The sequence below is a fragment of the Speluncibacter jeojiensis genome (assembly GCF_029589495.1).
In the GTDB taxonomy this organism is placed as follows: domain Bacteria; phylum Actinomycetota; class Actinomycetes; order Mycobacteriales; family Mycobacteriaceae; genus Speluncibacter; species Speluncibacter jeojiensis.
In genome coordinates this window covers 35,676-62,258 of record NZ_JAAIVF010000008.1, presented here as the reverse complement: position 1 = coordinate 62,258, position 26,583 = coordinate 35,676, and the positions used below count along the sequence as shown (strand labels likewise).

31 protein-coding genes and 1 pseudogene are annotated in these 26,583 nt (G+C 71.2%); 12 read left to right on the top strand and 20 right to left on the bottom strand.

The window, feature by feature from the left end; translation table 11 throughout:
• Positions 1–40: 40 nt before the first annotated feature.
• From G4X40_RS20715 to G4X40_RS20705, 3 genes are all read right to left on the bottom strand, one after another.
• The gene (locus tag G4X40_RS20715; RefSeq protein ID WP_277835351.1) at positions 41–523 is read right to left on the bottom strand and encodes a hypothetical protein; all 483 of its coding nucleotides are present in this window, start codon (positions 521–523) and stop codon (positions 41–43) included.
• Between the two features lie 20 nt (positions 524–543).
• Positions 544–1,425, bottom strand: coding sequence for a PHP domain-containing protein (locus tag G4X40_RS20710; RefSeq protein WP_277835349.1), 882 nt, complete (start codon positions 1,423–1,425; stop codon positions 544–546).
• Positions 1,426–1,506: 81 nt separating this feature from the next.
• Positions 1,507–2,097 carry a suppressor of fused domain protein gene (locus tag G4X40_RS20705; RefSeq protein WP_408642270.1) on the bottom strand — a complete coding sequence of 197 codons (591 nt, stop codon included), beginning with the start codon at positions 2,095–2,097 and terminating at the stop codon, positions 1,507–1,509.
• Between the two features lie 97 nt (positions 2,098–2,194).
• Between G4X40_RS20705 and G4X40_RS20700 the strand changes: the two genes are divergently transcribed.
• The gene (locus G4X40_RS20700) at positions 2,195–3,580 is read left to right on the top strand and encodes a dipeptidase (protein WP_277835346.1); all 1,386 of its coding nucleotides are present in this window, start codon (positions 2,195–2,197) and stop codon (positions 3,578–3,580) included.
• A 9-nt stretch (positions 3,581–3,589) separates the two neighbouring features.
• On the opposite strand, the gene G4X40_RS20695 is transcribed toward G4X40_RS20700, so the two are convergent.
• Positions 3,590–4,120, bottom strand: coding sequence for a general stress protein (locus G4X40_RS20695; protein ID WP_408642265.1), 531 nt, complete (start codon positions 4,118–4,120; stop codon positions 3,590–3,592).
• Positions 4,121–4,270: 150 nt separating this feature from the next.
• Entirely contained in the window at positions 4,271–5,224 is a 954-nt protein-coding gene (locus tag G4X40_RS20690) for an HpcH/HpaI aldolase/citrate lyase family protein (protein ID WP_277835345.1), read from the bottom strand.
• 89 nt (positions 5,225–5,313) lie between these two features.
• On the opposite strand from G4X40_RS20690, the gene G4X40_RS20685 reads away from it, so the two are divergent.
• Genes G4X40_RS20685 through G4X40_RS20670 form a run of 4 tightly spaced genes read left to right on the top strand, consistent with a single transcriptional unit; the run spans position 5,314 to position 9,371 of the window.
• Positions 5,314–6,624, top strand: coding sequence for a magnesium transporter MgtE N-terminal domain-containing protein (locus G4X40_RS20685; RefSeq protein ID WP_277835344.1), 1,311 nt, complete (start codon positions 5,314–5,316; stop codon positions 6,622–6,624).
• Positions 6,621–7,151: a DUF1003 domain-containing protein gene (locus G4X40_RS20680; protein WP_277835342.1), complete on the top strand. Its 531-nt coding sequence runs from the start codon at positions 6,621–6,623 to the stop codon at positions 7,149–7,151. The genes G4X40_RS20685 and G4X40_RS20680 overlap by 4 nt, the downstream gene beginning before the upstream one ends.
• Positions 7,152–7,209: 58 nt before the next feature.
• Complete coding sequence (locus tag G4X40_RS20675; RefSeq protein WP_277835341.1) at positions 7,210–8,361, top strand: Mrp/NBP35 family ATP-binding protein; 1,152 nt, start codon at positions 7,210–7,212, stop codon at positions 8,359–8,361.
• A complete protein-coding gene (locus G4X40_RS20670; protein ID WP_277835340.1) occupies positions 8,358–9,371 on the top strand; it encodes an alpha/beta hydrolase in 1,014 nt (337 codons plus the stop codon). The genes G4X40_RS20675 and G4X40_RS20670 overlap by 4 nt, the downstream gene beginning before the upstream one ends.
• A gap of 25 nt (positions 9,372–9,396) precedes the next feature.
• Here G4X40_RS20670 and tatB read toward each other — a convergent pair whose 3' ends face one another.
• The 4 genes from tatB to sigE all read right to left on the bottom strand — a co-directional run bounded on the left by tatB (position 9,397) and on the right by sigE (position 12,642).
• Positions 9,397–9,822, bottom strand: a complete 426-nt coding sequence (gene tatB / locus G4X40_RS20665; RefSeq protein ID WP_277835339.1) for a Sec-independent protein translocase protein TatB — start codon at positions 9,820–9,822, stop codon at positions 9,397–9,399.
• Between the two features lie 32 nt (positions 9,823–9,854).
• A complete protein-coding gene (locus tag G4X40_RS20660; RefSeq protein WP_277835338.1) occupies positions 9,855–11,351 on the bottom strand; it encodes a S1C family serine protease in 1,497 nt (498 codons plus the stop codon).
• Between the two features lie 80 nt (positions 11,352–11,431).
• Positions 11,432–11,824, bottom strand: coding sequence for a cupin domain-containing protein (locus G4X40_RS20655; protein WP_277835337.1), 393 nt, complete (start codon positions 11,822–11,824; stop codon positions 11,432–11,434).
• Between the two features lie 113 nt (positions 11,825–11,937).
• Positions 11,938–12,642 (bottom strand): RNA polymerase sigma factor SigE, encoded by a 705-nt coding sequence (gene sigE / locus G4X40_RS20650; RefSeq protein WP_408642264.1) that lies wholly within the window; start codon positions 12,640–12,642, stop codon positions 11,938–11,940.
• Between the two features lie 285 nt (positions 12,643–12,927).
• Here sigE and G4X40_RS20645 point away from each other — a divergent pair, with 285 nt between their 5' ends.
• On the top strand, positions 12,928–13,605 hold the full coding sequence (locus G4X40_RS20645; protein WP_277835335.1) for an O-methyltransferase: 678 nt from the start codon (positions 12,928–12,930) through the stop codon (positions 13,603–13,605).
• A 33-nt stretch (positions 13,606–13,638) separates the two neighbouring features.
• On the opposite strand, the gene glgC is transcribed toward G4X40_RS20645, so the two are convergent.
• Complete coding sequence (glgC, locus tag G4X40_RS20640; protein WP_277835334.1) at positions 13,639–14,853, bottom strand: glucose-1-phosphate adenylyltransferase; 1,215 nt, start codon at positions 14,851–14,853, stop codon at positions 13,639–13,641.
• Positions 14,854–14,947: 94 nt separating this feature from the next.
• Here glgC and glgA point away from each other — a divergent pair, with 94 nt between their 5' ends.
• The gene (glgA, locus tag G4X40_RS20635; RefSeq protein WP_277835333.1) at positions 14,948–16,114 is read left to right on the top strand and encodes a glycogen synthase; all 1,167 of its coding nucleotides are present in this window, start codon (positions 14,948–14,950) and stop codon (positions 16,112–16,114) included.
• Here glgA and G4X40_RS20630 read toward each other — a convergent pair.
• The 9 genes from G4X40_RS20630 to dapE form a co-directional block, all read right to left on the bottom strand.
• The gene (locus G4X40_RS20630; RefSeq protein WP_277835332.1) at positions 16,090–16,962 is read right to left on the bottom strand and encodes a putative RNA methyltransferase; all 873 of its coding nucleotides are present in this window, start codon (positions 16,960–16,962) and stop codon (positions 16,090–16,092) included. The two genes, glgA and G4X40_RS20630, sit on opposite strands and share 25 nt — an antisense overlap.
• 97 nt (positions 16,963–17,059) lie before the next feature.
• On the bottom strand, positions 17,060–17,227 hold the full coding sequence (locus tag G4X40_RS20625; RefSeq protein WP_003936084.1) for a DUF3117 domain-containing protein: 168 nt from the start codon (positions 17,225–17,227) through the stop codon (positions 17,060–17,062).
• Between the two features lie 109 nt (positions 17,228–17,336).
• Positions 17,337–17,987, bottom strand: a complete 651-nt coding sequence (locus tag G4X40_RS20620; protein ID WP_408642263.1) for a DNA-3-methyladenine glycosylase I — start codon at positions 17,985–17,987, stop codon at positions 17,337–17,339.
• The gene (locus G4X40_RS20615) at positions 17,984–18,331 is read right to left on the bottom strand and encodes a DivIVA domain-containing protein (protein ID WP_277835331.1); all 348 of its coding nucleotides are present in this window, start codon (positions 18,329–18,331) and stop codon (positions 17,984–17,986) included. The genes G4X40_RS20620 and G4X40_RS20615 overlap by 4 nt, the downstream gene beginning before the upstream one ends.
• Positions 18,332–18,367: 36 nt before the next feature.
• A complete protein-coding gene (locus G4X40_RS20610; protein ID WP_277835330.1) occupies positions 18,368–19,291 on the bottom strand; it encodes a glucosyl-3-phosphoglycerate synthase in 924 nt (307 codons plus the stop codon).
• Positions 19,288–20,100 carry a dihydropteroate synthase gene (gene folP, locus G4X40_RS20605; RefSeq protein ID WP_277835695.1) on the bottom strand — a complete coding sequence of 271 codons (813 nt, stop codon included), beginning with the start codon at positions 20,098–20,100 and terminating at the stop codon, positions 19,288–19,290. Before folP ends, G4X40_RS20610 begins: the two co-directional genes overlap by 4 nt.
• A 65-nt stretch (positions 20,101–20,165) precedes the next feature.
• Positions 20,166–20,729 (bottom strand): LOG family protein, encoded by a 564-nt coding sequence (locus tag G4X40_RS20600; RefSeq protein ID WP_277835329.1) that lies wholly within the window; start codon positions 20,727–20,729, stop codon positions 20,166–20,168.
• Positions 20,726–21,550 (bottom strand): LOG family protein, encoded by an 825-nt coding sequence (locus G4X40_RS20595; protein WP_277835327.1) that lies wholly within the window; start codon positions 21,548–21,550, stop codon positions 20,726–20,728. The genes G4X40_RS20600 and G4X40_RS20595 overlap by 4 nt, the downstream gene beginning before the upstream one ends.
• Before the next feature lie 27 nt (positions 21,551–21,577).
• Positions 21,578–22,660 (bottom strand): succinyl-diaminopimelate desuccinylase, encoded by a 1,083-nt coding sequence (dapE, locus tag G4X40_RS20590; RefSeq protein ID WP_408642269.1) that lies wholly within the window; start codon positions 22,658–22,660, stop codon positions 21,578–21,580.
• Between the two features lie 105 nt (positions 22,661–22,765).
• Between dapE and dapD the strand changes: the two genes are divergently transcribed.
• The 3 genes and pseudogenes from dapD (at position 22,766) to G4X40_RS20575 (ending at position 25,495) form a co-directional block, all read left to right on the top strand.
• Positions 22,766–23,725, top strand: a complete 960-nt coding sequence (gene dapD / locus G4X40_RS20585) for a 2,3,4,5-tetrahydropyridine-2,6-dicarboxylate N-succinyltransferase (RefSeq protein ID WP_277835323.1) — start codon at positions 22,766–22,768, stop codon at positions 23,723–23,725.
• A gap of 140 nt (positions 23,726–23,865) precedes the next feature.
• Positions 23,866–24,099 (top strand): annotated as a pseudogene (locus G4X40_RS20580) (amino acid permease); the annotation flags it as partial.
• Between the two features lie 40 nt (positions 24,100–24,139).
• Complete coding sequence (locus G4X40_RS20575; RefSeq protein ID WP_277835321.1) at positions 24,140–25,495, top strand: recombinase family protein; 1,356 nt, start codon at positions 24,140–24,142, stop codon at positions 25,493–25,495.
• Between the two features lie 309 nt (positions 25,496–25,804).
• Here the strand turns inward: G4X40_RS20575 and G4X40_RS20570 are convergent, their stop codons facing one another.
• The gene (locus G4X40_RS20570) at positions 25,805–26,068 is read right to left on the bottom strand and encodes a helix-turn-helix domain-containing protein (RefSeq protein WP_277835319.1); all 264 of its coding nucleotides are present in this window, start codon (positions 26,066–26,068) and stop codon (positions 25,805–25,807) included.
• Positions 26,069–26,175: 107 nt separating this feature from the next.
• On the opposite strand from G4X40_RS20570, the gene G4X40_RS20565 reads away from it, so the two are divergent.
• Both G4X40_RS20565 and G4X40_RS20560 read left to right on the top strand, forming a co-directional pair.
• The gene (locus tag G4X40_RS20565) at positions 26,176–26,394 is read left to right on the top strand and encodes a helix-turn-helix domain-containing protein (protein ID WP_277835316.1); all 219 of its coding nucleotides are present in this window, start codon (positions 26,176–26,178) and stop codon (positions 26,392–26,394) included.
• Positions 26,391–26,528 (top strand): hypothetical protein, encoded by a 138-nt coding sequence (locus tag G4X40_RS20560; protein WP_277835315.1) that lies wholly within the window; start codon positions 26,391–26,393, stop codon positions 26,526–26,528. The genes G4X40_RS20565 and G4X40_RS20560 overlap by 4 nt, the downstream gene beginning before the upstream one ends.
• Positions 26,529–26,583 lie beyond the last annotated feature (55 nt).

Below are 26,583 nucleotides of genomic sequence, written 5' to 3'. Positions count from 1 at the left end.
TATCGCAGATCGACCCGACTCCGCTCAAACCCGCAGGTCGTCACGTCCACCACTGCGTCCACAGCACCGCGCCCGCGATGACCGGCACCACCAGCGCGGCCGCCACGGCGAGGAGGCCGCGCCGCCGATCCGCGTAGTGCTGGGCGACCAGCACCGCGACCGCCGCGAGGACGTGAACCGTCAGCGACTCCGCGCCGGGGCCCGGGAAATGCCGGCGCGCGCCGAGCACCGCGGTGACCACCACGACCAGTGCCAGCACAACGACGCCGACCGCGACCGCGCCGCTGCACGCCCGCAATCCGCGGACCACCACGTTCGCCCCGCCCGGACCGTCGTCGATCCCGACGCCGGACCGTCCCTCCCGGAGGCCCTCCTCCCCGAGCGCGCGACCCTCGGGAACGCGGCCGTCACAGGCGTCGTCCTCGACGACGCCCTCCCCGAAAAGGATGTCCTCGAACCCGTTCGCGTCCGGATCGTGGGCGTCGGTCGCCGGATCGCGGCCGGGCCGGCCCGCCGACGTCACCCATTTCGTCCTCGGCCGCATCAGATCCGCCCCGCCGCGTCCGGGGCGCCGCCGACCAGCACGCCGACCCCGCTCGCCCGCGCCACGATCGCGTCGAGTTGGCCCGGTGCGGTGGTACAGCGACCGAGCTCGACCGTCTTGTTGCGGCCGTGATAGTCCGACGAGCCGGTGACGATCAGGTCGTGGTCCCGGGCCACGCGCGTCAGCAGCGCCCGGTCCTGTTCGCCGTGTTCGGGATGGTCGACCTCGAGCCCGCCGAGGCCCGCACCCGCGAGCTCCCGGATCTGCTCGACCGCCATCAGCCGCCCGCGGGTGGCGGCGCGGGCGTGTGCGAGCACGCTGACGCCGCCGGCCGCCGCGATCATCGCGACCGCGTCCTCGAGCGGGGTGTCGACCTTGTCGACGAAGTAGGGGCTGCGTGCGCTGAGCGGACCGGCGAACGCCTCGTCGGTCGACGCCACCACCCCTGCCCGGATCAGCGCCTGGGCCAGGTGGGGACGCCCGGCAGACGGGCCCGCGTCGGCGAGGACCTGCTGCGGGTCGATCGGCAGCCCGGCGTCGGCCATCCGGGTGGCCATCGCGCGGATGCGGGTGGCGCGCTCGGTGCGCAGCCGTCGCCGCTCGGCCGCCAGGTCGGCGTGGTCGGGGTCGAACAGGTAGGCCAGCAGGTGCACGGCGACCGGGCGGCCGCGCTCGTCGCGTCCCTCGCAGGACATCTCCATGCCGCGGATCAGCGTCATCCCGTCCGGCAGCGCGGCGGCGGCCTCCCGCCATGCGTCGGTGGTGTCGTGGTCGGTGACCGCGACGACGTCCAGTCCCGCCGCGGCCGCGTTGCGCATCAGCTCGGTGGGGGTGTCGGTGCCGTCGGAAGCGTTCGTGTGGGTGTGGAGGTCGATGCGCACCGCCCCAGTCTGTCAGCTCCGCGGCCGTTCTCGACCCAGCACGGCGCTACCGGTTCACCGGCGCCGGCAGATGCACGGGCGCTACAGGTTCACCGAGGAGCGCCGCGGATCCCGGATGTCGATGCCCGCCTCCACCCAGGCCTCGCGCAGCGCGTCGGCGCCGCGCACCCGCACCCAGGCGGCCTCGGTGCCGGTGACAGGCACCGCGTCGAAGAACCGGACCGGGTCGCGCGGCTCGGGCAGTTCGAGGTCGGGAATGTCGCCGGGACCGAGCAGCACGCCGGTGAATGGCGAGCCCTCCCACAGCGGCTCGCCCAGGTCCAGCAGCGCGTCCGCGACCAGCACCAGGCCCTCGACCGCCGGGGTCGCGGCGAGCACCGCGAGCGCCCGGTGCACACCGCGGGTCGGCGTGTAGGCGTGCAGCGTGAGCTCCAATTCGGCGCGCGGTCCCCTCTCGGGATCGGAGACCATCGCGGTGGGGTCGCCCATCGGATACCGGGAGCAGCCGAGCGAGACGTACCGGACGTCCCCGTCCGGCGCGGGGGGCGCGAACCGCAGTACCTCCAGCGATTCGACGCCCAGGAAGGTCACCGACGCGGACTCCGGTTCCGGTCCGCCGATGCACCGGTGCAGGTGCGCTCGGACGGCATCACTGACGTTCTCTGCCACCACCCCATCTAACACGCCCGCACCCGTGCGGCCCGCCGATCGGTCCGGACCGCGCTACCGTCCGGGGCGGCACCCGACCACACCGAACCGGAGGACCGCCATGGCCGAGACACCCCGCATCCCCACCGTCGACGCGCTGCGTTCCGCGGTGCGTTCACTGATGCCGCGGGCCCGGACCGATCTGGCCGAACTGGTGTCGATGCGGTCGATCGCCGATCCGCGGCAGGCCCCGCCACAGGAGTGCGCGCGCGCCGCGGGGTGGGTGCGCGACGCCTTCGCCGCGACCGGCATCGGCTCGGTCGAGCTGATCGAGACCAGCGACGGGTCGAGCGCGGTCATCGGTCACCGTCCCGGCCCCGCCGGCGCGCCGACGGTACTGCTGTACTGCCACTACGACATCCAGCCCGCCGGTGACGAACGACTGTGGGACAGTGATCCGTTCACGCTCACCGAGCGCGACGGCCGTTGGTACGGGCGTGGGGCCGCAGACTGCAAGGGCAACCTCGCGGTGCACCTGACCGCGCTGCGAGCGCTCGACGACGTCCTGCCCGCCGGGGAACTGCCGGTCGGGGTGCGGATCGTCGCCGAGGGGTCCGAGGAGATGGGCACCGGCGGTCTCGAAGACCTCGTGCACCGGAGGCCCGACCTGTTCGAGGCCGATCTGATCGTCGTCGCCGACGCCGGCAACGTCGAGGTCGGTGTGCCGACGGTGACCACCACCCTGCGCGGAATCGCCAACGTGGTGGTCCGGCTCGAAACCCTCACCGGCGAGGTGCATTCCGGCATGTTCGGCGGCGCCGCCCCGGATGCGTTGACCGCGCTCGTGACACTGCTGGGCACGCTGCACGACGACCGCGGCAACACCACCGTCGACGGTCTCGACCGGGATCAGCCGTGGTCCGGCGCCGAGTATCCCGCCGCGCGCTTCCGCGCCGACGCGGGCGTGCTCGACGGCGTCGAGTTGGTCGGGTCGGGCACAGTCGCCGAACAGGTGTGGGCCCGGCCGGCGCTGACCGTGCTGGGAATCGACTGCCCGCCGGTGGTCGGCTCGGCGGCCGCGATCCCGCCGCGGGCGTCGGCGCGGCTGAACCTGCGGGTGCCGCCCGGCATGGATCCGCAGGGCGCGCAGGATGCGCTGGTCGCACACTTGCACGCGCACACCCCGTGGGGTGCGCGGGTGACGGTCGAGCGCGAGGCGACCGGAGCACCGTTCGCGGCCCGCACCGACGGCCCCGGATACCGGGCGCTGGCCGCGGCGATGGCGGAGGCGTTCGGCGCGCCGATGGTCGCCTCGGGCCAGGGCGGGTCGATCCCGTTGTGCAATGCGCTGGCCGAACGGTTCCCGGACGCCGAGATCGCGCTGATCGGTGTCGAGGAGCCGCAGTGCCGGATCCACGCCCCGAACGAGAGCGTCGACCCGGCCGAGATCGAACGGCTCGCGGTCGCGGAGGCACTGCTGCTCGCGCGGCTCACCGGGCAGAAGTGACCGGACAGCCTACAGCGACAGGCGGCTGAGCATGTCCCGTGCCTGCTCGGCCGTCTTCGGGTCGCACAGCACGTCGTAGCGGCCGGCGACCAACTGCATGGTCGACGAGAAGTCGCGCTGCCCCTTGGTCGCCGCGTACGGGACCGAGGCCGAGATCAGGCCGAAGATAAGGCCGCCGATGATGCCGACGATCAGCGGGCCGAGGAACCCGCCGGTGACGATGCCGAGCAGCAGGCCGAAGAACACACCGAGCCAGATGCCGGAGACGATGCCGCCGGCGATGACCTTCTTCCAGGTCAACCGGCCCAGCACCCGCTCGACCTGCATCAGGTCGACGCCGACGATCGTCACGTCCTGCACCGGGAACTGCTGATCGGACAGGAAGTCCACCGCCCGCTGCGCCTCGGCGTACGTCGGGTAGGAGGCGATCGGCCATCCGCTCGGCGGCGTCGGCAGCTGCGGCGCGCGGCGTTGGGCGTTCGCTTGGCCCATCGGACCGGGCTGGCCCATCGGACCGGGCCGGCCCATCGGGTTCGTCATGGCGTGGCTCCTCGCTGCTGAACGGGGTCGGTCGGGCACGCGATCAATCGGACGCGGGTTCATTCCGGCGTGTGATCGTGCATGCTCTCACACAGACAACGCGCGACCGGCCCCTTTCGTGCCCGTTTCGCCCGATCCGCCGGCCGGCGGCTACGGCGTGAACGTCGTGGTGCGCGCCATCCCCGCGGCACGACCCTTCGCCGCGATCACCCGCGCCATCTTCCGGCTGGCCTCGTCGATCATCTCGTCGCCGAGCATCACGGCGCCGCGTGCGCCGCCCGCCGCGGACGTGTGGAACTCGTAGGCGTCGAGGATCATCTCGGCCTTGTCGTAGTCCGCCTGGCGCGGACTGAAGATCTCGTTGGCCGCGTCGATCTGCCCGGGGTGCAGCACCCACTTGCCGTCGAACCCGAGCGCGGCGGTGCGGGCGGCCGACCGCCGGAACGCCTCGACGTCGCGGATCTGCAGGTACGGACCGTCGATCGCCTGCAGCCCGTGGGCGCGGGCGGCGATCAGCATCGTCATCAGGATGTGGTGGTACGCGTCGCCGGTGTCGTATCCCTCCGGCTGTTCCCCCACCACCAGCGTGCGCATGTTCAGGCTGGCCATGAAGTCCGCGGGACCGAACACCAGCGTCTGCACCCGGCCGCTGGCGGTCGCGATCGCGTCGATGTTGGTCAGCCCCGGCGCGTTCTCGATCTGCGGTTCGATGCCGATCCGCCCGACGGGCAGTCCGCAGCGCTTCTCCAACTGGGTCAGCAGCAGGTCGAGGGCCTGCACCTGGGCGGCCTCGGTGACCTTCGGCAGCAGGATCGCATCGAGGTGCTCACCGGCACCGGTGACGACCTCGATGACGTCCTGGTGGGTCCACTCGGTGGTCCAGTCGTTGACACGCACGACCTTGATCTTCGAGCCCCAGCCGCCCTCGTTGAGGGCGGCGACGACCGTCGCGCGCGCCTGTTCCTTGGCGATCGGCGCGACCGCGTCCTCGAGGTCGAGGAAGATCTCGTCGGCGGCGAGCGTGCGCGCCTTCGCGATCATCTTGGTGCTGCTGCCCGGCACCGCCAGCACCGACCGACGCGCACGCGCCTGACCACCCGTCACCGATTCCTCCGATCCCGCGCACACGACGTGCGCACGCTCACCACCCGTTCATTTCCCGGGCGCACAACCGAGGCTCTAGCCTTTCAGCCATGGCAGCGGTGAGCAAGGTGTACGCGGCGAGGATGGCCGGTCTGGTCGTCCTCGGCCCGGACGGCGAGTCCATCGGGCGCGTCCGCGACATCGTCCTCGCCATCCGGTTCGGCCGTCAGCCCCCGCGCGTCCTCGGCATCGTCGTCGAAATGGTCACGCGGCGAAGGATTTTCGTGCCGATCCTGCGGGTGACCGCGATCGAGCCGAACGCGGTCACGCTGACCACCGGCAACGTATCGCTGCGCCGGTTCAACCAGCGTCCCGCCGAGACCCTCGCGTTCGCGCAGGTCCTCGACAGCAAGGTCCGCATCGACGACCCGGAGCACCCCGAGCTCGCCGACGTGGACTCGGTGGTCGTGGACCTGGGTCTGGAACTGACCCGCACCCGCGACTGGGTGGTCTCCCGGGTCGCGGTGCGCGGACATCGCGGACGGCTGGGTCGACGCTCGGCGATCCAGGTCGCCGACTGGGAGAACGTGCACGGGCTGAACCAGTACACGCTCTCGCTGCCCGGCCAGGGCGTGGCGCAGTTGCTCATGCAGTTCGAGGGGATGCGTCCCGCCGACGTCGCGAACTCCATCCGCGAACTGCCCGACAAGCGCCGGCACGAGGTGGCCGCCGCGCTCGACGACGAACGCCTCGCCGACGTCGTGCAGGAGTTGCCGGCCGACGACCAGACCGACCTGCTGATGCATCTCGGCGACAAGCGCGCCGCGGACCTGCTCGAGGCGATGGATCCCGACGACGCCGCCGACCTGCTCGGTGAGCTGCCCGACGCCGAGGCCGAGTCGCTGCTGCAGTTGATGGACCCCGAGGACTCCGAGCCGGTGCGCCGGCTGCTGACCCACTCCCCCGACACCGCCGGCGGTCTGATGACCCCCGAACCGGTGATCCTCAACCCGAGCACCACGGTCGCCGAGGCGCTCGCCCGCGTGCGCAACCCGGACCTGACTCCCGCGCTGGCGTCGACGGTGTTCGTGGTGCGCCCGCCGACCGCGACCCCGACCGGACGGTATCTCGGTTGCGTGCACCTGCAGCACCTGCTGCGCGAACCGCCGGCCAGCCTGGTCGGCGGCATCCTCGACACCGATCTGCCCAGCCTGCAACCGGAGGACTCGATCACCGCGGTCACCCGATATTTCGCCACCTACAACCTGGTCTGTGGCCCGGTGCTCGACGCACAGCACCACCTGCTCGGCGCGGTGACTGTCGACGACCTGCTCGACCATCTGCTGCCCGAGGACTGGCGCGAACACGAGGACGAGGACGACCTGGCCGCCCACCCCAGGCACGGAGGTGATCGACGATGAGCGACCGTTCCGCTTCGTCCGCGCGTTCGCGGATGGACACCCCGCGCACCGGACGCCGCTTCCGGCTCAGCTTCGACCCCGAGGCCGCGGGCCGCGTCACCGAGGACATCGCCCGCTTCCTCGGCACGGGTCGATACCTGCTGATCCAGACGGTCATCGTGGCGGCCTGGATCGCGCTCAACGTGTTCGCCGTGCGGCTGCGCTGGGACCCGTACCCGTTCATCCTGCTCAACCTGGCCTTCTCCACCCAGGCGGCCTACGCGGCACCGCTGATCCTGCTCGCCCAGAACCGGCAGGAAAACCGCGACCGCGTCGCCCTGGAGGAGGACCGCTCGCGCGCGGCGCAGACGAAGGCCGACACCGAGTTCCTGGCCCGCGAACTGGCCGCCGTGCGGATCGCAGTCGGCGAGGTGGCCACCCGCGACTACCTGCGTCGCGAGCTCGACGACCTGCGCGAGCTGCTGGCCGCGCACCTCGACGAACCGTCCCCCGACGCCGGCGAGGGCACCGCGACCCGGCACCCGTAACAGCCCGCTCCCGGCTCGACCGGTGATCGGCCGGTTACACGCACTATCATCGAGGTCGATGTCCGAAATCAACGAACCCGGCCCGACCGAGTCAGCGATCCGCGCCGCTCTGGCCAAGGTAGACGACCCCGAGATCCGCAAGCCGATCACCGAGCTCGGCATGGTGAAGAGCATCGACGTACACCCCGGCGGGGCCGTCGACATCACCGTCTACCTGACGACGGCCGGCTGTCCGCTGCGCACCGAGATCACCGAGCGGGTCACCCGCGCGGTCGCCGACGTGCCCGGTGTGGGCGCGATCAAGGTCGATCTCGACGTGATGAACGACGAGCAGCGCACCGCCCTGCGCAAGTCGCTGCGCGGCGATTCCGCCGAACCGATCATCCCGTTCGCCCAGCCGGGCTCGCTGACCCGCGTCTACGCGGTCGCGTCCGGCAAGGGCGGGGTCGGCAAGTCATCGGTGACGGTGAACCTGGCCGCCGCGATGGCCGCCCGCGGGCTGTCCGTGGGCGTGCTCGACGCCGACATCTACGGCCACTCGATCCCGCGCATGCTCGGCACCGACGCCAAGCCCACGCAGGTCGAGCGGATGATCATGCCGCCGGTCTCGCACGACGTGAAACTGATCTCGATCGCCCAGTTCACCCAGGGCAACACCCCGGTCGTGTGGCGCGGGCCGATGCTGCACCGCGCGCTGCAGCAGTTCCTCGCCGACGTGTTCTGGGGCGACCTGGACGTGCTGCTGCTCGACCTGCCGCCCGGCACCGGCGACATCGCCATCTCGGTGGCGCAGTTGATCCCCGGCGCCGAGATCCTCGTGGTCACCACCCCGCAGCAGGCGGCCGCGGAGGTCGCCGAGCGGGCCGGCGCGATCGCGTTGCAGACCCGTCAGCGGGTCGCCGGGGTCATCGAGAACATGTCCTGGTTGGAACTGCCGGACGGCAGCCGGATGGACGTGTTCGGCAGCGGCGGCGGCGAGGCGGTCGCCGAGCGGCTCACCCGCGCGGTCGGCGCGACCGTGCCACTGCTCGGTCAGGTCCCGCTCGATCCCGCGCTGCGCGAGGCCGGCGACGACGGCACGCCGATCGTGCTCAGCGCCCCCCAGTCGGCGGCAGGGACCGCGCTCACCGAGATCGCCAACAAGTTGGCCGTGCGCTCCCGCGGGCTCGCGGGCATGTCCCTGGGCATCGACACCACCCGTCACCTGTGACCGGCGGGCGCGGCCGCCGCCGCGCACAACCCGGCCCGATCCACTTCCACCGCAGCACCAGCGCCCAGTCGCGGGCCATGCGGACGGCGGCGCGGGCCGTGCTCAAGCCGGTGTTCCGGCTGTGGCCGTTGACCCCCGGCGGGGTCGGGACGCTGCGGCACATCGATTCGCTGGCCACCGCGGTGTGGCGGCCGGAGGGGTGCGACTACCGCAAGACCACCCTGCGCGGCATCCCCGCCGAGGTGGTCACCTCGCATCGCCGGCCGACCCTGCCGCTGGAGGACACCACGGTCCTCTACTTCCACGGCGGTGCGTTCGTCCTCGGCGGGATCGGCACGCACCGCGGCGCGTGCGCACTGCTGGCCGAGCGCAGCGGCGCGACCGTGATCTCCGCCGAGTACACGCAGGTGCCCAACGGCTCGGTCGCCGATTCGGTGCGCGACGCCATGACCGCCTACGAGCGGGTGCTCGACACCTGTCCCGACCCGACCCGCGTGGTCGTGGCCGGCGACTCCGCCGGCGGATACCTGTCCGTGAAGGTCGCGGAACTCGCGACGGAGCGCGGGCTCCAGCAACCGCTGGCCGTGCTGGGATTCTCGCCGCAGCTGAGCCTGTTCCCCGACCAGGATCCAGAAAAGTGGGCGCGCGCGACGCGGCAGCGGGACGCCTACCTGCCGCTGCGCCGGATCACCCGGCTGCGTCCGTTCTGGCTCCCCGCCGGCAGCACCCTCGAGGGCAACGTGAGCGTTCTCGACGCCGTCGGTCAGGTGTACGCCCCGGTGTTCTTCACCGCGTGCGACGACGAAGCGCTGTACCCGGACATCGAGGACATGACCGAGCGGCTCGCGGCGGCCGGCCGGACCGTCGAGACGCACGTGTGGTCAGGCCAGATCCACGCCTTCCCCGCCTTCGGCGCCGCGCTGCCCGAGGCACGCGAGGCGATCATGCTGGCGGTCGACTTCGTCCGCGGCATTCTACGGGACGCGCGGTCGGGGCGCGAGGCCGGCTGAGACCGCCGTCGATCAGTGGCGCCGCTCAGGTGGCGTCGAGGTCGTACGGGGGTCGTTCCCCGATGCCGAGCTGCGGCTCCTCCCGCGGCGGCTGCGCCTGGGTGACGGCGGGCGTGACCGACGGGGGCTGCGGGCCGGACGATGACGGTGCGGAGCCGTCGAAGTTGCCGGTGAACAGCGAGTCATCGCCGTCGAGCAGATGCTTGGTGATCATCGCCTGCGGTGACATGCCCCGCAGTTGCTGCAGGTCGGCCAGCGGCTTGCGCAGGTCGTCGAACTCGGGTCCCAGCTCGTCCTTGAGCTGCTGTTGGGCGCCGGCCGCGTAGTCGCGGACCTGCCGCAGCGACTTGGACACCCAGCTCATCGCGCCAGGAAGCCGCTCGGGACCGAGGATCACCAAGGCTGCGATGATGAGGATCCCGAACTCGCCCCAACCGATGTTGCCGAACACGCGGACATCCTACTCTGGGCTCGTCGCCCTGGTCAGTCGGACTTCGGGGTGACGGTGAGGTCGACGGTGCGGCCGTCGCGCACCAGTTGCAGCGGCGCCGGCTTGCCGATCTGCAGTTGGTGCACCGCCACGACGAGTTCGTCCGCACTGGAGACCGTCCGGTCGCCGACCTTCACGATGACGTCGCCCTCGACCACACCCGCCTGCTGCGCCGCCCCGCCGGCCACGACGTTCGCCACCTGGGCGCCGGTGACTCGGTCGTTGCTCACGCTGCGCGCGTTGATCCCGATCTCGGGATGGTGCATCTGCCCGGTGCGGATCAGCTGCTGCGCCACCCGGACGACCTCGTTGACCGGGATGGCGAAGCCCAGCCCGATCGAGCCGCTGCCGTCCTGCCCGAGGGTGCGGATCGCCGAGTTGATGCCGATCACCTGCCCGTGGGCGTCGACCAGCGGGCCGCCGGAGTTGCCGGGGTTGATCGCGGCGTCGGTCTGGATGGCGTCGATCACGGCGTCGGTGTCGGTGCCCTCGCCGGACAGCCGCACCGGCCGGTGCAGCGAGCTGACGATGCCCTTGGTGACCGTACGGTTCAGGCCCAGCGGCGAGCCGACCGCCACCACGTCCTCGCCGACCTGGACCGCGTCGGAGTTGCCGAGTTCGGCGACCTTGAGGTTGTCGACGCCGTCGACCTTGAGCACCGCCAGGTCGGTCTTGGTGTCGCGCCCGACCACCCGGGCCGGGACGGTGGTGCCGTCGCTGAAGACCACCTGCAGCACCGCGCTGCCGGGATTGTTCGCCGCCATCGAGACCACATGGTTGTTGGTCACGATGTATCCCTTGCCGTCGATGACCACGCCCGAGCCGGTGCCGTCCTGGTCGCCGAGCGTGACCTGCACCGCCACCACCGCGGGCAGCACCGCGTTCGCCACCTGGATGGACTGCCCGACCGCCCGGTCCTGAACCGGGGAAGACTGGGACAGTTGCACTTTCGAGCTGGTCAACGACTGTGAGACCTCGCCGGTGACCCGGCCGATCAGGCCGCCGGCGACGCCGATGACCAATGCCAGCGCGGCCAGCACCGCCAGCGCCTTCGGTGCCACCCGGCCGCCGAAGAGCACTTCGCGCACACCGAGTTTCGGCCCGGGCGGCAACGACGCAACGGCGTGGGGCGCGGCTGCCGGGCGCCCCAGGCTCGCCGCCGCCTCCGGGTCCCGCCAGGGATCGGACTGTTCCGGCACCGGCGGCGGCGCCCCCGCGGCCGCGTCGGGGTCGCGCTGCAGCGACGTGGGGGCATCGGCGGGACGGCCGAACGCCTCCGCCAGCACCGGATCAGGCGCCGCGGGCTGCGGTTCGGGCCGCCCGTCGCCGCGCTCGGCGCCGTCCGGGCGGGCGAGCCCCGGCGCGCCCTGGGGCCGGGAGAACGCGTGAGCGGACGCATCGTCGACGTGTGGCCGTCGCAGCGGCCGCGGGTCGAGCCGGGGACGGTCGGGACCGCCGGGCACGGGCTCACTGGAGGTTTCCGAATTCACGCGCTCGCGCACCCCTCGTAGACGTCGGTCACGCCGACCAGTATCCACGCTCGGTCACGACAACCGACCGCCACGCGCCGTCAGTGACGCCGCCGGCGCAGCCACGGCCTACCGTGGATCCCCAGACCTGCCGAATCCGGTGGGACGTCGTCGAGCGACTGGTGCTGCGGGATGTCGGTGAGCAGGCCCAGCAGCGCCGCGGGCATCGTGACCGGGTCCGCCTGCCGCAACGCGGACCGCGCCTGCCGTTGCGCGTCGACCTCGGCGCAGCACTCGGGGCAGGCGGCCAGGTGGGCCGAGGCGCGCAGATGCGCCGACATCCGCAACTCGCCGTCGACGTATGCCGCGACGGCCTCGGTCGCCAGATGCTCGGTGGAACCGAACCGGCGCACGGGCGGCGGGGACACCGGCTGCGCCACGAAGGACGACCGGCGAGCTGACGAGCGCCGCCCCGGACGCTGCGGCTCGAACATCCCTACCTCCTCAACTGCTGCACGGTCCTGTCGAGTACCCGTCTGTCCGGTCCCCGCCGCGGCGGCACACCGGCGCGACCGAGCCCGCGAGTCTTCGCCCGCGGGGCGAAGACTCACTCGACCACACCTACCTGTCGTGACTCCATCTTGCCCGCCGCGGCCAGGTGCTCGCGCAGCGCCTGCCGACCGCGGTGGATCCGACTGCGTACGGTACCGAGCTTGACGCCCAGCGTGGTGCCGATCTCCTCGTAGGACAGACCCTCGATGTCGCACAGCACCACCGCGGCACGGAACTCCGGCGCCAGTGCGTCCAGCGCGCGCTGCAGGTCCGGGTCCAGGTTCGCGTCGTGATAGATCTGCTCGGGATCCGGATCCGTCGCCGGCACCCGGTCGTAGTCCTCCGGCAGCGCCTCCATGCGGATGCGGTTGCGCCGGCGCACCATGTCCAGGAACAGGTTGGTGGTGATGCGGTGCAGCCAGCCCTCGAAGGTGCCGGCCTGGTAGCTCGACAACGACCGGAACACCCGGATGAACGTCTCCTGGGTGAGGTCCTCCGCGTCGTGCGCGTTGCCCGCGAGCCGGTACGCCAGCCGGTAGACCCGGTCGCCGTGCTCGCGCACCAGCTCCTCCCAGCTGGGCATGACGCTGCGGTCGCCGCTCGCGTCGAAGGCCGCGGTGCCGCCGAGCGGCTCGGCCACGGCGGGTTCGGCGTCGGAAGCGGAGAGTTCGGGGCCTGACTGGTTCTTCATCGCGCCACCCTCCTCGATTCGGGGTGCGGACAGCGGTCGGTCGGCGGGGGTGCGGTGGGCGGTCTGCAACGAGATGGTGTGTGCCTCCTGCTCATGGCCGCGCAGGTCACTTCAGACCGGAGTGACCAGACCGGAACAACCATTGTCTCCTGGACGAACGCCAGGATGCAGCGGTTTGTTCCCGGCTGGGAACGATCCCCGATCGACGAGTCGCGCGGCCGGCCGATCATCGACGCCCTCACTCTCTCCTGCCGAGGTGAGCCGACACTATGAGAAGTCTGAGCAGAGCCTGAGAAGTGCGGCGGCGCGCGTGCCATGGCGCGCCAGCGCGGCGGGAACGATAATCTGCACGTCGTGTCGAACGATGCCGAAGCCATGCTCACCCACGCCGAGAAGTTCGCCGCGACCTGGAACCGGTCGCAGTCCGACGGCCGCGGGGCGACCGATGCCGTCGACTCCGCCCTCGCCGAGGCGGTGGAACGGTCCGCGGACCTGGGCATCGACGCGGTGGGTCCGTCCACCGGCATCGCACTGAGCATGTTCGCCCGCATGCTCGACGCGCGGACGGTCGTCGAGATCGGCACCGGCGCCGGGGTGAGCGGACTGTGGCTGCTCCGTGGGATGCGGCCCGACGGCGTGCTGACCAGCATCGACATCGAACCCGAGCACCAGCGGTCCGCCAAGCGCGCGTTCCTGGGTGCGGGCGTGGCAGCCTCGCGCGCGCGGATGATCAACGGGCACGCGCTGGAGGTCCTGCCGCGGCTCGCCGACGACTCCTACGACCTGGTGTTCGTCGACGCCGCCCCGATCGACCACCCGCGCTACGTGGCCGAGGGCATCAGGCTGCTTCGTCCCGGCGGTGCGCTGGTCGTGCACGGCGCGCAGCGCGGCGGCCGGGTGACCGACCCCGCGCAGCGCGATCCGGAGACCGTCGCCGCGCGCGAGGCCACCCGATTGGTGGCGGAAAACCCGGAACTGCTCCCGCTGCTGTTCCCGCTCGGCGACGGGCTGCTGTGCGCGGTGCGCCGCTGACGCACGCCGTCGCAGCCGGCAGGCGGCGGCCGGTCAGACCCACACGCCCTTGCCGACGGTGACGACCCCGCCGGCACTGACCGAGAAGCGTTCGGCGTCGAGTTCGTGGTCCATCCCGACGATGGCGCCCTCGCCGATGACCACGTTCTTGTCGAGGATCGCGTGTCGCACGACCGCGCCCCGGCCGATCCGCACCCCCGGCATCAGCACGCTGCCCTCCACGCTGGCCCCCGCGGCGACCTGCACGTTGGCGCTGAGCACGGAGTTGCGCACGGTCGAGGCGGAGATGATGCTGCCGGCGCCGACCACCGACTCCTGCGCGAGCCCACCCTCGACGAACTTCGCCGGGGGCAGGTTCTCGGTGGCGCCGCGCAGCGGCCAGCGCTGGTTGTAGAGGTTGAACACGGGCCGCGGCGAGACCAGGTCCATGTGCGCCTCGTAGAACGCGTCGATGGTGCCGACGTCGCGCCAGTAGCCGCGATCACGGCCGGTCGCCCCGGGCACGGCATTGTCCGCGAAGTCGTACACGGCGGCGTGACCGGCGTCGACCAGCGCGGGGATGATGTCCCCGCCCATGTCGTGATCGGAGTCGGAGTTCTCCGAATCAGCGCGGATCGCGTCGACCAGCACCTTCGAGGTGAACACGTAGTTGCCCATCGACGCGAAGGTCGTGTTGGGGTCGTCGGGGGTACCGGGCGGGTGCAGCGGCTTCTCGAGGAAGCCGGTGATCCGCCCCGAGTCGTCGGCGCCGATGCAGCCGAAGGCCCGCGCCTCGGCCCGCGGGACCCGGATCCCGGCGACCGTCACGCCCGCGCCCGAGTTGATGTGGTGCGCGACCATCTGCTCGGGATCCATCCGGTAGACGTGGTCCGCACCGAACACGACGATGTACTCGGGATCCTCGTCATAGACGAGGTTGAGGGACTGGAAGATGGCGTCGGCGCTGCCGGTGTACCAGCGCGGTCCCAGCCGCTGTTGCGCGGGCACCGGGGTGATGTACTCGCCGGACAGCCCGGACAGCCGCCAGGTCTGCGAGATGTGCCGGTCCAGCGAGTGCGACTTGTACTGGGTGAGCACGCAGATCTTCAGATACCCGGCGTTGACCAGGTTGCTCAGCACGAAGTCGATGAGCCGGTAGGCGCCGCCGAACGGCACCGCCGGCTTCGCCCGGTCCGCGGTCAGCGGATACAGACGTTTGCCCTCCCCGCCGGCGAGGACGATCCCGAGGACGTGCGGCTGCCTCCTCACGATTCCAACCTATCGGCCGTCCGGCCCGTTCACCAGCCGTGACACGACGGCCCGCCGTTGGCACCGGGCGCCGGCGGTCACTAGCGTGTGCTGGATGAGGGCGGCGATGATGACGCGGGAATACCCGCCCGACGTGTACGGCGGCGCCGGAGTGCACGTCACCGAGCTGGTCCGCAATCTACGCCTGCTCTGCGAGGTCGACGTGCACTGCATCGGCGCGCCGCGGGCCGAGGCGCTCGCGGTCACCCCGGACCCGGCGCTCGCCGACGCCAACCTGGCGCTGCAGACCCTGTCCGCCGAGCTGCGGATGGTCCAGGCCGCGGCGGGGGTCGACATCGTCCACTCGCAGACCTGGTACAGCGGCATGGCCGGGCACCTCAGTGCGCTGATGTACGGGGTCCCGCACGTGCTGACAGCCCATTCGCTCGAACCGCGCCGACCGTGGAAGGCCGATCAGCTCGGCGGCGGGTATCGCATCTCCTCGTGGTCCGAACGGGAGGCGATGGAGCACGCCGACGCCGTCATCGCGGTCAGCTCCGGGATGCGGTCCGACGTGCTCGAGACCTACCCGGCGATCGACCCGGGGCGGGTCCACGTGATCCCGAACGGGGTCGACACGGACGTGTTCCGGCCCGGCCCGCGCCTGGGCGGCCCGTCCGTGCTCGACGAACTCGGCGTCGACCCCGACCGGCCGATCGTGGCCTTCGTCGGCCGCATCACCCGGCAGAAGGGGTTGTGGCACCTGCTCGCCGCCGCGCACCGATTCGCGCCGTCGGTCCAGCTCGTACTGTGCGCGGTCGAGCCCGACACACCGCAGCTCGGGGCGCAGATCGAGGCCGCGGTCGCGCGGTTGCACGTCGTCCGGTCCGGGGTGCACTGGATCCGCGACATGCTGCCCTCGGAGGACATCCGGGAGATCCTCGCCGCGGCGACGGTGCTGGTGTGCCCGTCCGTCTACGAACCGCAGGGCATCGTCAACCTGGAGGCGATGGCCTGCGGCACCGCGGTGGTGGCCTCCGACGTCGGCGGAATCCCCGAGGTCGTCGCCGACGGGCGGACCGGAATCCTGGTGCACTACAACGCATCCGACCCCGAGGCATTCGAGTCGGGGCTGGCGCACGCGGTCAACGCGCTGGTGCTCGAGCCCGACCGCGCGCGCCGGCTCGGCGACGCCGGACGCGCCCACGCGATCGCCCATTTCTCGTGGTCGCGGATCGCCCGCCGGACGCTGGATATCTACGAGCGCGTCTGCGCCGGCTGAACGTCACCGGCGGCGGCGTCCCGCCGGCGGTACACCGCGACCTCCGCGGAGGCGTCGACCCTCAGCGGCTCGGGCAGCGCGGCGATCGCCTCGGCGCGCCGCTTCGCATCGAGGTGCCGAGCCGACGGCCCCATCGCGACGACTGCCTCGACGTCATTGTGCGACAACGTCATCGAGAATTCGACCCGGCGCCGTTCCAGTCGCTCGAAGCGGCCGGACAGTGTCTCGTCGAGGCGCTGGGATTTGCGCTCGTCCACGTGCACCAGACCCAGGCCGTCGACGAGTTGCCGCAGATGGCCGGTGGTCGGGGTGAGCACCACGAGCACCCCGCGCGGCGCCAGCAGGCGCTGCAGTTCCGCCGCGTTGCGCGGGGCGAAGACCGACAGCGCCACGTCCACGGCGCCGTCGCGCACCGGAAGCCGGTCCCATACGTCGGCCAGCACCGAGGCCGCCCGGGCGTGGCAGCGGGCGGCGCGGCGCGCGGCGTACTTGGAGACGTCGATGCCGACACCGCGGGCGTCCGGAACGGAGTCGAGGACCGCGGCCAGATAGTGCCCGGTACCCGCGCCGACCTCGAGGACGACCGGACCGGCGGACGCGGACCCCACGGCGGCGGCCACCGCGTCGATCAGCGGCGCGAAGTGCCCGGACCCGAGGAAGCGCTCACGGGCCGCGATCATGTCGGCGCTGTCGCCGGAGAACTTGGTCGGCGCGGCCAGCAGGCTCACATAACCCTGGCGGGCGACGTCGAAGCGATGGCCGAGCGCGCACGCCAGCGTCCGCCCGTCCAGTTCCAGCGCACCCGCACAGAGCGGGCAGGCGAGCACGTCGAGCGCGTCGCTCAGCATCGGGACCCTCCACCTCACGGGTTCTTCACAGAGACCGGGACCCCGCCCGCCGAACGATCGGCGAGCGGGGTCCCGGACGGACTCGCAATCGAGTCGACTAGCTGGTCACACCCTTGAGCTCTTCCCCGAGTGCCGCAGCCTCTTCCGGGGTGAGCTCAACGACCAACCGGCCTCCACCCTCGAGCGGGACCCGCATGACGATGCCGCGTCCCTCCTTGGTCGCTTCGAGGGGACCGTCACCGGTCCGGGGCTTCATGGCCGCCATCGTGTGCTCCCTCCAGATCTGCTCTGGCCAGCTTGTCGCTCGTGGCCTGGTCTGTTTTCCGTTGTGTGTTCCGGAGCCGCACTGCGGCGGCTCCGCCGTCCATTGTTCCCTATCGCCCGGTACGTCGGAAAGCTGACGCCGCTTTGCCGGCCTCGGACGCGTCGCCGACCCAGCATCCGGCCAGGTGATCGTCGACCATCCCAGTGGCCTGCATCAGTGCATATGCCGTGGTGGGACCGATGAAACGGAACCCGCGGCGCTTGAGTTCGCGGGCCATCGCGGTCGACTCCGGGGTGACCGCGGGGACCTCCGCCACCGCGGTGGGCCGGGGCCGCGCGCCGGTGGGCGCGAACGACCACAGCAGGGCGTCGAGCCCCGGCTCGTCCATCTCCACGATCACGCGCGCATTGGCGATCGACGCCTCGATCTTCGCGCGGTTGCGCACGATCGTCGCATCGGCGAGCAGCCGGTCGATCTGCGCCGGACCGTACCCGGCGACCACTTCCGGATCGAAGCCGTCGAAGGCGGCGCGGAACGCGGCGCGCTTGCGCAGGATGGTGATCCACGACAGCCCGGACTGGAAGGCCTCCAGGCACAGCCGCTCGTACAGCGCGTCGCGGCCGTGCAGCGGCCGGCCCCACTCGGTGTCGTGGTACTCGCGGTACAGCTGCGAGCCCGCCGCCCACGGGCAACGCACCAGCGCATCCGCCCCGGCGACCGGCCCGCCCTCGATGGCCGCGGCGGCGTACGGCTCGCTCATCGGTCCTCGTCCCGTCGACCGGCGGCCTCGGCCTCGGCCTCGGCCTCGAGCGAGAGCGCGTGTGCCTCCACCCGCGCGAGTTCGGTGCGCAATTGGTCGATCTCGCCGGCGAGGTGGTCCAGCGCCCAGTCCACCTCGGCGGCCTTGTAGCCGCGCACCACCTGCTGGAAGCGCAGCGCGCGGACGTCCGCACCGGTGACGTCCACACGGGGCAGCTTGGTGACCGTCATCCCCACCGGGATCGGCGCCAGCTCCTCCGAGCGTCCGAAGACGTACGAGGCCACCACGAACAGCAGGCCGGCGACGAGCGCGACCACCACGACGTAGAGCAGAACCGTGACCATGCGTCGATGGTGTCACGGACCCCCGACAACCGGCGCTCAGGGACGCGGACGCAGGGTGTCCATCGGCGGCCGGTCCACCAGGTCGACGTCGGTGGTGCGCGGCGTGAACGACTCGTCACCGTCGGCGCCGGCGGTCGGGAAGTACTGCGTCACCCCTGCGCCGGAATCGTCGATGCCGCAGCGCCGCAACATCGTTCCGATGATCTGGCGGCTCATCACCCCGAGGTCCATCAGGTCGCGGTTGCGGTGCTTGCGGACCGACAGGTTCACCTGCCCCAGACCGGAGGTCCCGAACTTCGCGAAGGTGTCGAGCAGCAGCCCGATCTCGACCCCGTAGCCGGGCGCGAACGGCACCGAGCACAGCAGCTCACGGGTGCCCGCGTACTCACCGCCGAGTGGCTGCAGGATCCCGGTCAACTCGGGTCGCAGCGCCGCCAGCATCGGCCGCGCCACCAGCTCGGTCACCCGGCCGCCGCCGCGCGGATCCTCGGTCTCGTTGATCCGCAGCGGTCGCCGGTAGAACCCCTTGACGTGGTGCATGCCGTCGACGGTCAGCAGCGGCCCCAACAGGTTCGGCACATACGCGGGATCCGGATCGATCAGATCGGAGTCGATGAACACGATCAGGTCGCCGGTGGTGGCCGCTAGCGAACGCCACAGCGCTTCACCCTTGCCCGGCCGGGTCGGCAGCCCCGGGACGGCCTCCTCGCGGCCGACCACCCGCGCACCGGCCGCCCGCGCCCGCTCGGCGGTGCGGTCGGTCGAGCCGGAGTCGAGCACCACCAGTTCGTCGACCAGTCCGCCGTGCAGCGGCGCGATGGAGTCGATGACGCCGGCGACCGTGGCCTCCTCGTTCAGCGCCGGCAACACGACCGATACGGTGCGCCCCCGCTTGGCGGCGACCAACTCGGCCACCGACCATCCGGGACGATCCCAGGTCGCGATGCCCTGTCCGCTCACGCCAGCCCCCGAACCGTGCGGGCCGGCGCGCGGGTGCCGACGATCGACGCGACCATGTCCACCACCCGTCGGGTCTGGGCGACCTCGTGGACGCGGAAGATCCGCGCGCCGGCGGCGGCGGCCAGTGCGGTCGCCGCCAGCGTGCCCTCGAGCCGGTCCTCGAGCCCGGTGCCCAGCGTCTCGCCGACGAAGTCCTTGTTGCTCAACGCCATCAGCACCGGCCACCCGGTGTCCACCAACGCATCCACGCGGCGCAGCAGCGCCAGCCCGTGGAAGGTGTTCTTGCCGAAGTCGTGCGTCGGATCGATCAGGATCGAGTCGCGCGCGACGCCGGCCTGCTCGGCCCGCCGGGCCGCGGTGGTCAGGTCGGCGACCACCTCGCCGACCACGTCCGCGTAGCGCACCCGATGCGGCCGCGTCCGTGGCGTCGCCCCACCGGTGTGCGAACACACCAGTCCCGCACCGCATTCGGCGGCCACCGTGACCAGATGCGGATCCGCTCCGGCCCAGGTGTCGTTGATCAGGTCGGCCCCGGCCGCGCAGGCCTCGCGGGCCACCTCACCGCGCCAGGTGTCGACGCTGATCAACAGCTCCGGGTACATCCGGCGCACCTCGGCGACGAACGGCACCACCCGGTCGCACTCCTCGTGCACGTCGACCTCGCTGCCGGGGCCCGCCTTGACGCCGCCGACGTCGACCAGATCCGCGCCCTCGTCGACCGCGCGGTGCACAGCGGCCAGCGCCGCCTCATCGGTGAAGTTGGCCCCCCGGTCGTAGAACGAGTCGGGGGTGCGGTTGAGGATGGCCATCACCAGTGCGCGGTCGGTCGGGACCGGTCGGCCGCACAGGGTGGGCTCGGGCCGCTTCGATTCGGTCACGGCTGCGGCTCCCCCACCGGCGCGCAGCGGTCGAGCGCCTCGACGACGGCCGTCGCGATCGGCAGCCGGTCCAGCGAGGCCTGCGTGACGAACCCCGTCGGGACGAGCCCGCCGAGCCAGTCCAGCAGTCCCCGATAGTGACCGACGGGATCGAGCATGACCACCGGCTTGTCGTGCATGCCCAGGTAGGCGGAGGTCCACACCTCGGTCAGCTCCTCGAGCGTGCCCAGTCCGCCGGGCAACGCCAGGAACGCGTCGGCGTGCGCGTCCATCAGCTCCTTGCGCTCACGCATGGTCTCGGTGACCAGCAGCTCGTCGGCGTCGTCGTCGCCGACCTCGCGGTCGAGCAGCCCGCGCGGGATCACCCCGACCGTGCGGGCGCCGGCCTCGCGGGCGGCGCGCGCGACCGCACCCATCATCGAGACCCGGCCGCCGCCGGAGACCAGCGTCCAGCCGCGGCGGCCGATCTCCGCGCCTACGGCGGCGGCGAGTTCCTCGTACTCGGCTGTCACCGGGCCGGACGCGCAGTACACGCACACCGACCACGACCTGCGGGTCACCACAGTTCCGTCGCCTTCTCGGACGCCTGCTGCGCGGCCAGCTGCGCCGCCTGCTCCGCGGCCCGGCGATGGCGGGTGGTCTCCGCGTCGAGGATCACCTGCACCGCGTCCTCGACCGAGTCGGTCACGTGCAGCAGGCCGACGTCCGCCGGTGCGATCTTCCCGCTCTCGAGCAGCGAGTTCTCGATCCACGAAGTCAGACCCGACCAGAACTGCGAGCCGAACAGGATGATCGGGAAACGGGTGATCTTGCCGGTCTGCACGAGTGTCAGCGCCTCGAACAGCTCGTCGAGGGTGCCGAAGCCGCCGGGGAAGCACACGAACGCCTGCGAGTACTTGACGAACATCGTCTTGCGAACGAAGAAGTACCGGAAATTGATGCCGAGGTCCACCCACTCGTTGAGGCCCTGCTCGAACGGCAGCTCGATGCCCAGCCCGATCGAATAGCCTGACGCGTCGCAGGCGCCCTTGTTCGCGGCCTCCATGATGCCGGGGCCGCCGCCGCTGATCACGGCGTAGCCGGCCTCGGCGAGCTTGGCGGCGAGGCGCCGGGCCTGCTCGTAGTCCGGGGAGTCTCGGTGCGTGCGTGCGGATCCGAAGATCGACACCGCGTTCGGCACCTCGGCGAGTGCGCCGAAGCCCTCGACGAACTCCGCCTGGATCCGCATCACCCGCCAGGGGTCGTTGTGCACCCAGTCGGCCGGACCGCGCTGATCGAGCAGCCGCTGGTCGGTGGTGGTGTCCTCGGCGGTGCGCTCGCCGCGCATGATCACCGGACCGCGGTGTCGGATCGGTGGTCGCGAATTCCGCTCTGGTGCCATGGCCACGAGGCTATCGGGTGCGCGGAATCAGGCTGTCAGATAGGCGCGCAGCACGGCGGCGACGTCGGTGATCTGGGCGACCGGGACGTGCTCGTCGCGCTTGTGCGCCAGGTTGGGGTCGCCGGGGCCGTAGTTGACCGCGGGGATGCCGCGCGCGGCGAATCGGGAAACGTCGGTCCAGCCGTACTTGGCCCGCACCCGCCCGCCCGCGGCCTCGATCAGCGCGGCCGCGGCGGGGTCGGCCAGCCCGGGCAGCGCGCCCGGAGCCGAGTCGGTCGGTTCCACGGTCAGGTCCAGTCCGTCGAACACCTCGAGCACGTGGGCGTACGCCTGCTCGGCGCGGCGATCCGGCGCGAAGCGGAAGTTGACGTCCATCTCGGCGGCGTCGGGGACCACGTTGCCGGCCACTCCGCCGGCCACCCGCACCGCCTGCAGCCCCTCCCGGTAGACGCACCCGTCGATGTCGACCTGCCGCGCCGTGTACGCCGAGAGCCGCTCCAGTGCGGGGGCCAGCTTGTGGATGGCGTTGTCGCCCAGCCAGGACCGCGCCGAGTGCGCGCGGGTGCCGGCCGTGGTCAGCCGCACCCGCAGGGTGCCCTGGCACCCCGCCTCGATGAACCCGCCCGACGGCTCGCCGAGGATCGCCACGTCCGCGCGCAACCACTCGGGCAGTTCGCGTTCGATCCGGCCGAGACCGTTGAACTTCGCGGCGATCTCCTCGCAGTCGTAGAAGATCAGGGTCAGGTCGTGGGCGGGGTCGGCGACGGTCGCGGCCAGGTGCAGGAACACCGCGTCCCCGGACTTCATGTCGACGGTGCCGCAGCCGTAGAGCAGTTCCGCCCCGTCGTCGCCGCGGACCCGGCGGCTCGGCACGTTGTCGGCGATCGGGACGGTGTCGAGGTGGCCGGCGAGCATCACCCGGGTCGGCAGCCCGCGGTTCGTGCGTGCCAGCACCGCATTGCCGCTGCGGATCACCTCGAACCCGGTGGTCTGCTCGCGCAGCGCCGCCTCGACGACGTCGGCGATCACGGCCTCGTCCTGCGAGACGCTGGGGATGTCCACCAGCGCGGCGGTCAGCTCGATCGGGTCGGCGCTCAGATCCAGTGCGATGCTCACCCGGCCGAGCCTAGGCCGCTGCGCGGCCTGTGAGTGCGATGCGGGGTCGGGCCCACGCAAAGTGCGCACGGGCGCGGAGCGCCGGTAGCCTGGACGGTCGTGAGCGCACAGACCACCGGAGCACAAGCCGTAGGCATCGCAACCATCACCACGGACGGCACCGTCCTCGACACCTGGTATCCGGCGCCCGCGCTGGGCGAGTTCGGCCCGGCCGGAACCGTCCGGCTCGAGGCCGCCGACATCCCCGCCGACCTCGCCGCACTGGTCGGCACCGACGCCAACCGCGGCGTGGAAAAGGTCGCGGTGCGCACCACCATCGCCTCGCTGGCCGACGTCCCGGCCGACACCCACGACCTCTACCTGCGACTGCACCTGCTCTCGCACCGGCTGGTCCGCCCGCACGGACTGAGCCTCGACGGAATGTTCGGGCTGCTCGCCAACGTGGTGTGGACCAACTACGGACCCTGCGCGGTCGAGGGCTTCGAGACCGTCCGCGCCAAGCTGCGCGCGCACGCGCCGGTGACGGTCTACGGCGTCGACAAGTTCCCCCGGATGGTCGACTACGTGGTGCCGTCGGGCGTCCGGATCGGCGACGCCGACCGGGTGCGCCTCGGCGCGCACCTCGCGTCGGGCACCACCGTCATGCACGAGGGCTTCGTCAACTTCAACGCCGGCACGCTGGGCAACTCGATGGTCGAGGGCCGGATCTCCGGCGGCGTGGTCGTCGGGGACGGCTCCGACGTCGGCGGCGGCGCGTCGATCATGGGCACCCTCTCCGGCGGCGGCAAGGAGGTCATCTCCATCGGCGAGCGCTGCCTGCTCGGCGCCAACTCCGGCATCGGCATCTCCCTCGGCGACGACTGCGTGGTCGAGGCCGGCCTGTACGTCACCGCCGGCACCAAGGTCACCGGCCCGGACGGCACCGTCGTCAAGGCCAAGGACCTCAGCGGCCGCTCCAACATGCTGCTGCGCCGCAACTCACTGACCGGTGGTGTCGAGGTGGTCGCCAAGGCGGGCACCGGCATCGAGCTCAACGCCGCCCTGCACGCCAACGACTGACTCTGCACGACCCGACCCCGACTGAGAAACGCATGAACCCATCGCAGGTGACCGGACCCGACACCACCGGTCCCGACGGCGCACGTCCGGACGGCGTCCCGGCACCGCTCGGCAACGGGCTGAAGGTCCGGCACCTGACGATGATGGGCCTGGGCTCGGCCATCGGCGCCGGGTTGTTCCTCGGCACCGGGGTCGGCATCGCCAAGGCCGGCCCCGCGGTCCTGATCTCGTACCTGATCGCCGGGCTGATCGTGATCTCGGTGATGCGCATGCTCGGCGAGATGGGGGCCGCGGTCCCGGCGAGCGGTTCGTTCTCGGAGTACGCCCGCATCGGCATCGGCGAATGGGCCGGATTCACGATGGGGTGGCTCTACTGAGTCATGAAGCGTAGCCGACCGTGTACGGTCGTGCGGCATGAAGGCGATCATCTATTGCCGAGTGTCGTCTGACCCTACAGGCCGGGGCAGGTCCGTCGCCGAGCAAGAGGCGGAATGCCGCCAGGTCTGCGCCCGCGAGGGCTGGCAGGTCTCGGAAGTCCTCACCGACAACGACATCGGCGCGAGCCGCCATTCCGGCAAGGCCCGACCAGCGTATGAGCGTCTCGCCGATGCCCTGCAGGCCGGCGACATCCTCGTCACCTGGGAGGCGTCGCGCGCACAACGTGACCTCGCCGCGTACGTCGCGCTGCGGGAGCTGTGCGCCGAGCGCGGCGTTCTGTGGTCCTACTCCGGCAACACCTTTGACCTGCGCCGCGGCGAGGACCGGTTCCGCACCGGCCTCGACGCGCTGCTCGCCGAGAACGAGGCGGAGAAGATCCGCGAGCGAGTGCTGCGCGCACTGCGGGCCGACGCTGCCGCCGGCAAGCCACACGGGAAAATCCCCTACGGCTACCGCGCGGTCCGCGACATCACCACCGGCCGGATCGTCGAGCGGGTCCCGCACGAGAACCAGGCCGCGGTCGTCCGCGAGGTCGCGCACCGACTGTTAGCCGGCGACTCCATCTGGTCGGTTGCCCGGGATCTGACCGCGCGTGGAGTTCCGACGGCCACGGGCGGGGAAACCTGGCGGCCACAGCAGGTCAAAGACATGATCCGCCGACCAACCTATGCCGGCCTCAGATCGCATCATGGTGAGCTGACCCAAGGCCAGTGGGAGCCGCTGATCACGCGCGACGACCACATGCGACTGTGCACACTGCTCGATGCGCCGGGCCGCAAGACGCACCGCGGCGTCGAGCCGAAGCACCTGCTGACCGGAATCGCGACGTGCGACGAGTGCGGAAAGTACGTGTGGCGCATGAAGTCCAACGGTGGCGGCTCGTACGTGTGCGAGGACCGGTGCGTCAGCCGGAAGATGGAGCCGGTCGACATGCTGGTGACCGAGGTGATCCTGCGCAGGTGTGAATCGCTATCGGCGCCCGACGAGCTCGAGGCGACGGGCCCGGCCGACGCGCTCATCGAGGCCCGCACGCTGCGGGCCCGCCTGGACGGGTTCGTCGATCAGGCCGCCGATGGGTCACTGTCGCCGGCCGCGCTAGCTCGGATCGAGGCGAAGCTGCTGCCGCAGATTCTCGCTGCCGAGCGGCGAGCGCAGTCGACGGTGTCACCGCTTGTGCTCGAACTCCTCGGCCCGACAGCGCGCGGCCGGTGGGATGGGATGTCGATCGTCACCCGCCGCGAGGTTGTACGGTCGCTGGCGACGGTGCGGATCTGCCGGCAGCCGCGGGGCAAGGTGTTTCGGCCAGAGTTCGTGCGCATCGACTGGTTGTGATTGCTCACGCGACCAAGTGTCCCGCTCAGCGAGATCATGTCGGTCGATGAATAGCCCGACTTACCCTCACCTCTGTGAGGTGTCACACCACCGCGCTACTGTCCTTTGCTACCGAACGGCCGATAGGAGAGTGGTGTGGCGATGCAGACGTCGGGGACCGATCTGATGTGGTGCGACCATGTGGCGGGTGACAGAGGGATCGGTCGCGATGAGATCCCCGCACTGATCGACGACATCACGGTGAACGACATCATCACCTCGTCAGCCGCGCACCGGATTTCGCTTCGCGAGGTCACCCAGTGCCCGCGTCTATTCGCCGGCCCGAGTGAGCGCGTTCTGGACAGCCTCCATGAACGCTGCCGGCGTTGTCTGGAGTACGTCCGCTAGGGCGATCAGCTGCGGGATGTCAAGGTCCCGTAGACCCTTCTCAAGTCGCCGGATTGCGGAAAGGCTGATGCCGGTGGCCTCGACGACCTGCTCTCGACTCAGGTCCTGACGCGCGCGCAGCACCCGGAGTTCGGTGCCGATGGCGGCCCGCACGGCGTCAACACTCAACTCCCGCTGTGTGTCCATTTGGAACATTGTAGTGCCCAAATGGACTACGGCCCAAACTTACATCCTTGAAACTCCCTGTGAGATTCGCGTTGCGGCCGTTCCAAATGGAACGTAATGTGTTCCGCATGGAAGACCACACCCCACGCATCGCCCGCAACGTGCGCGTGGTCCTCGCCGAGCGCGGGCTCTCGCAGAAGGTGCTGGCAGGTATGTCCGGCATCCGTGAAGGGACACTCTCGCGACGGATGACGGGCAAGCGCGAGTTCACCGCCAACGACATCATCCGCATCTGCAATGCACTCGACTGTCACCCAAATCGCCTGCTCGACATCGAGGCGGCATGACCAGTTGGACGCCAGCGATGACCGACTGGGTCGACGAGGCCCTCTCGCGCGCAACACCTCTGACAGTTGAGCAGCTCGACCGGGTCAAGGCAGCCTTCCGGGCCGCACCGGCGCCGCAGCAACTTGCATCCTGACCAAAAGAAATGGCCCCGCCAGCGCACCACCGCCAACGAGGCCTACGACAAAGAG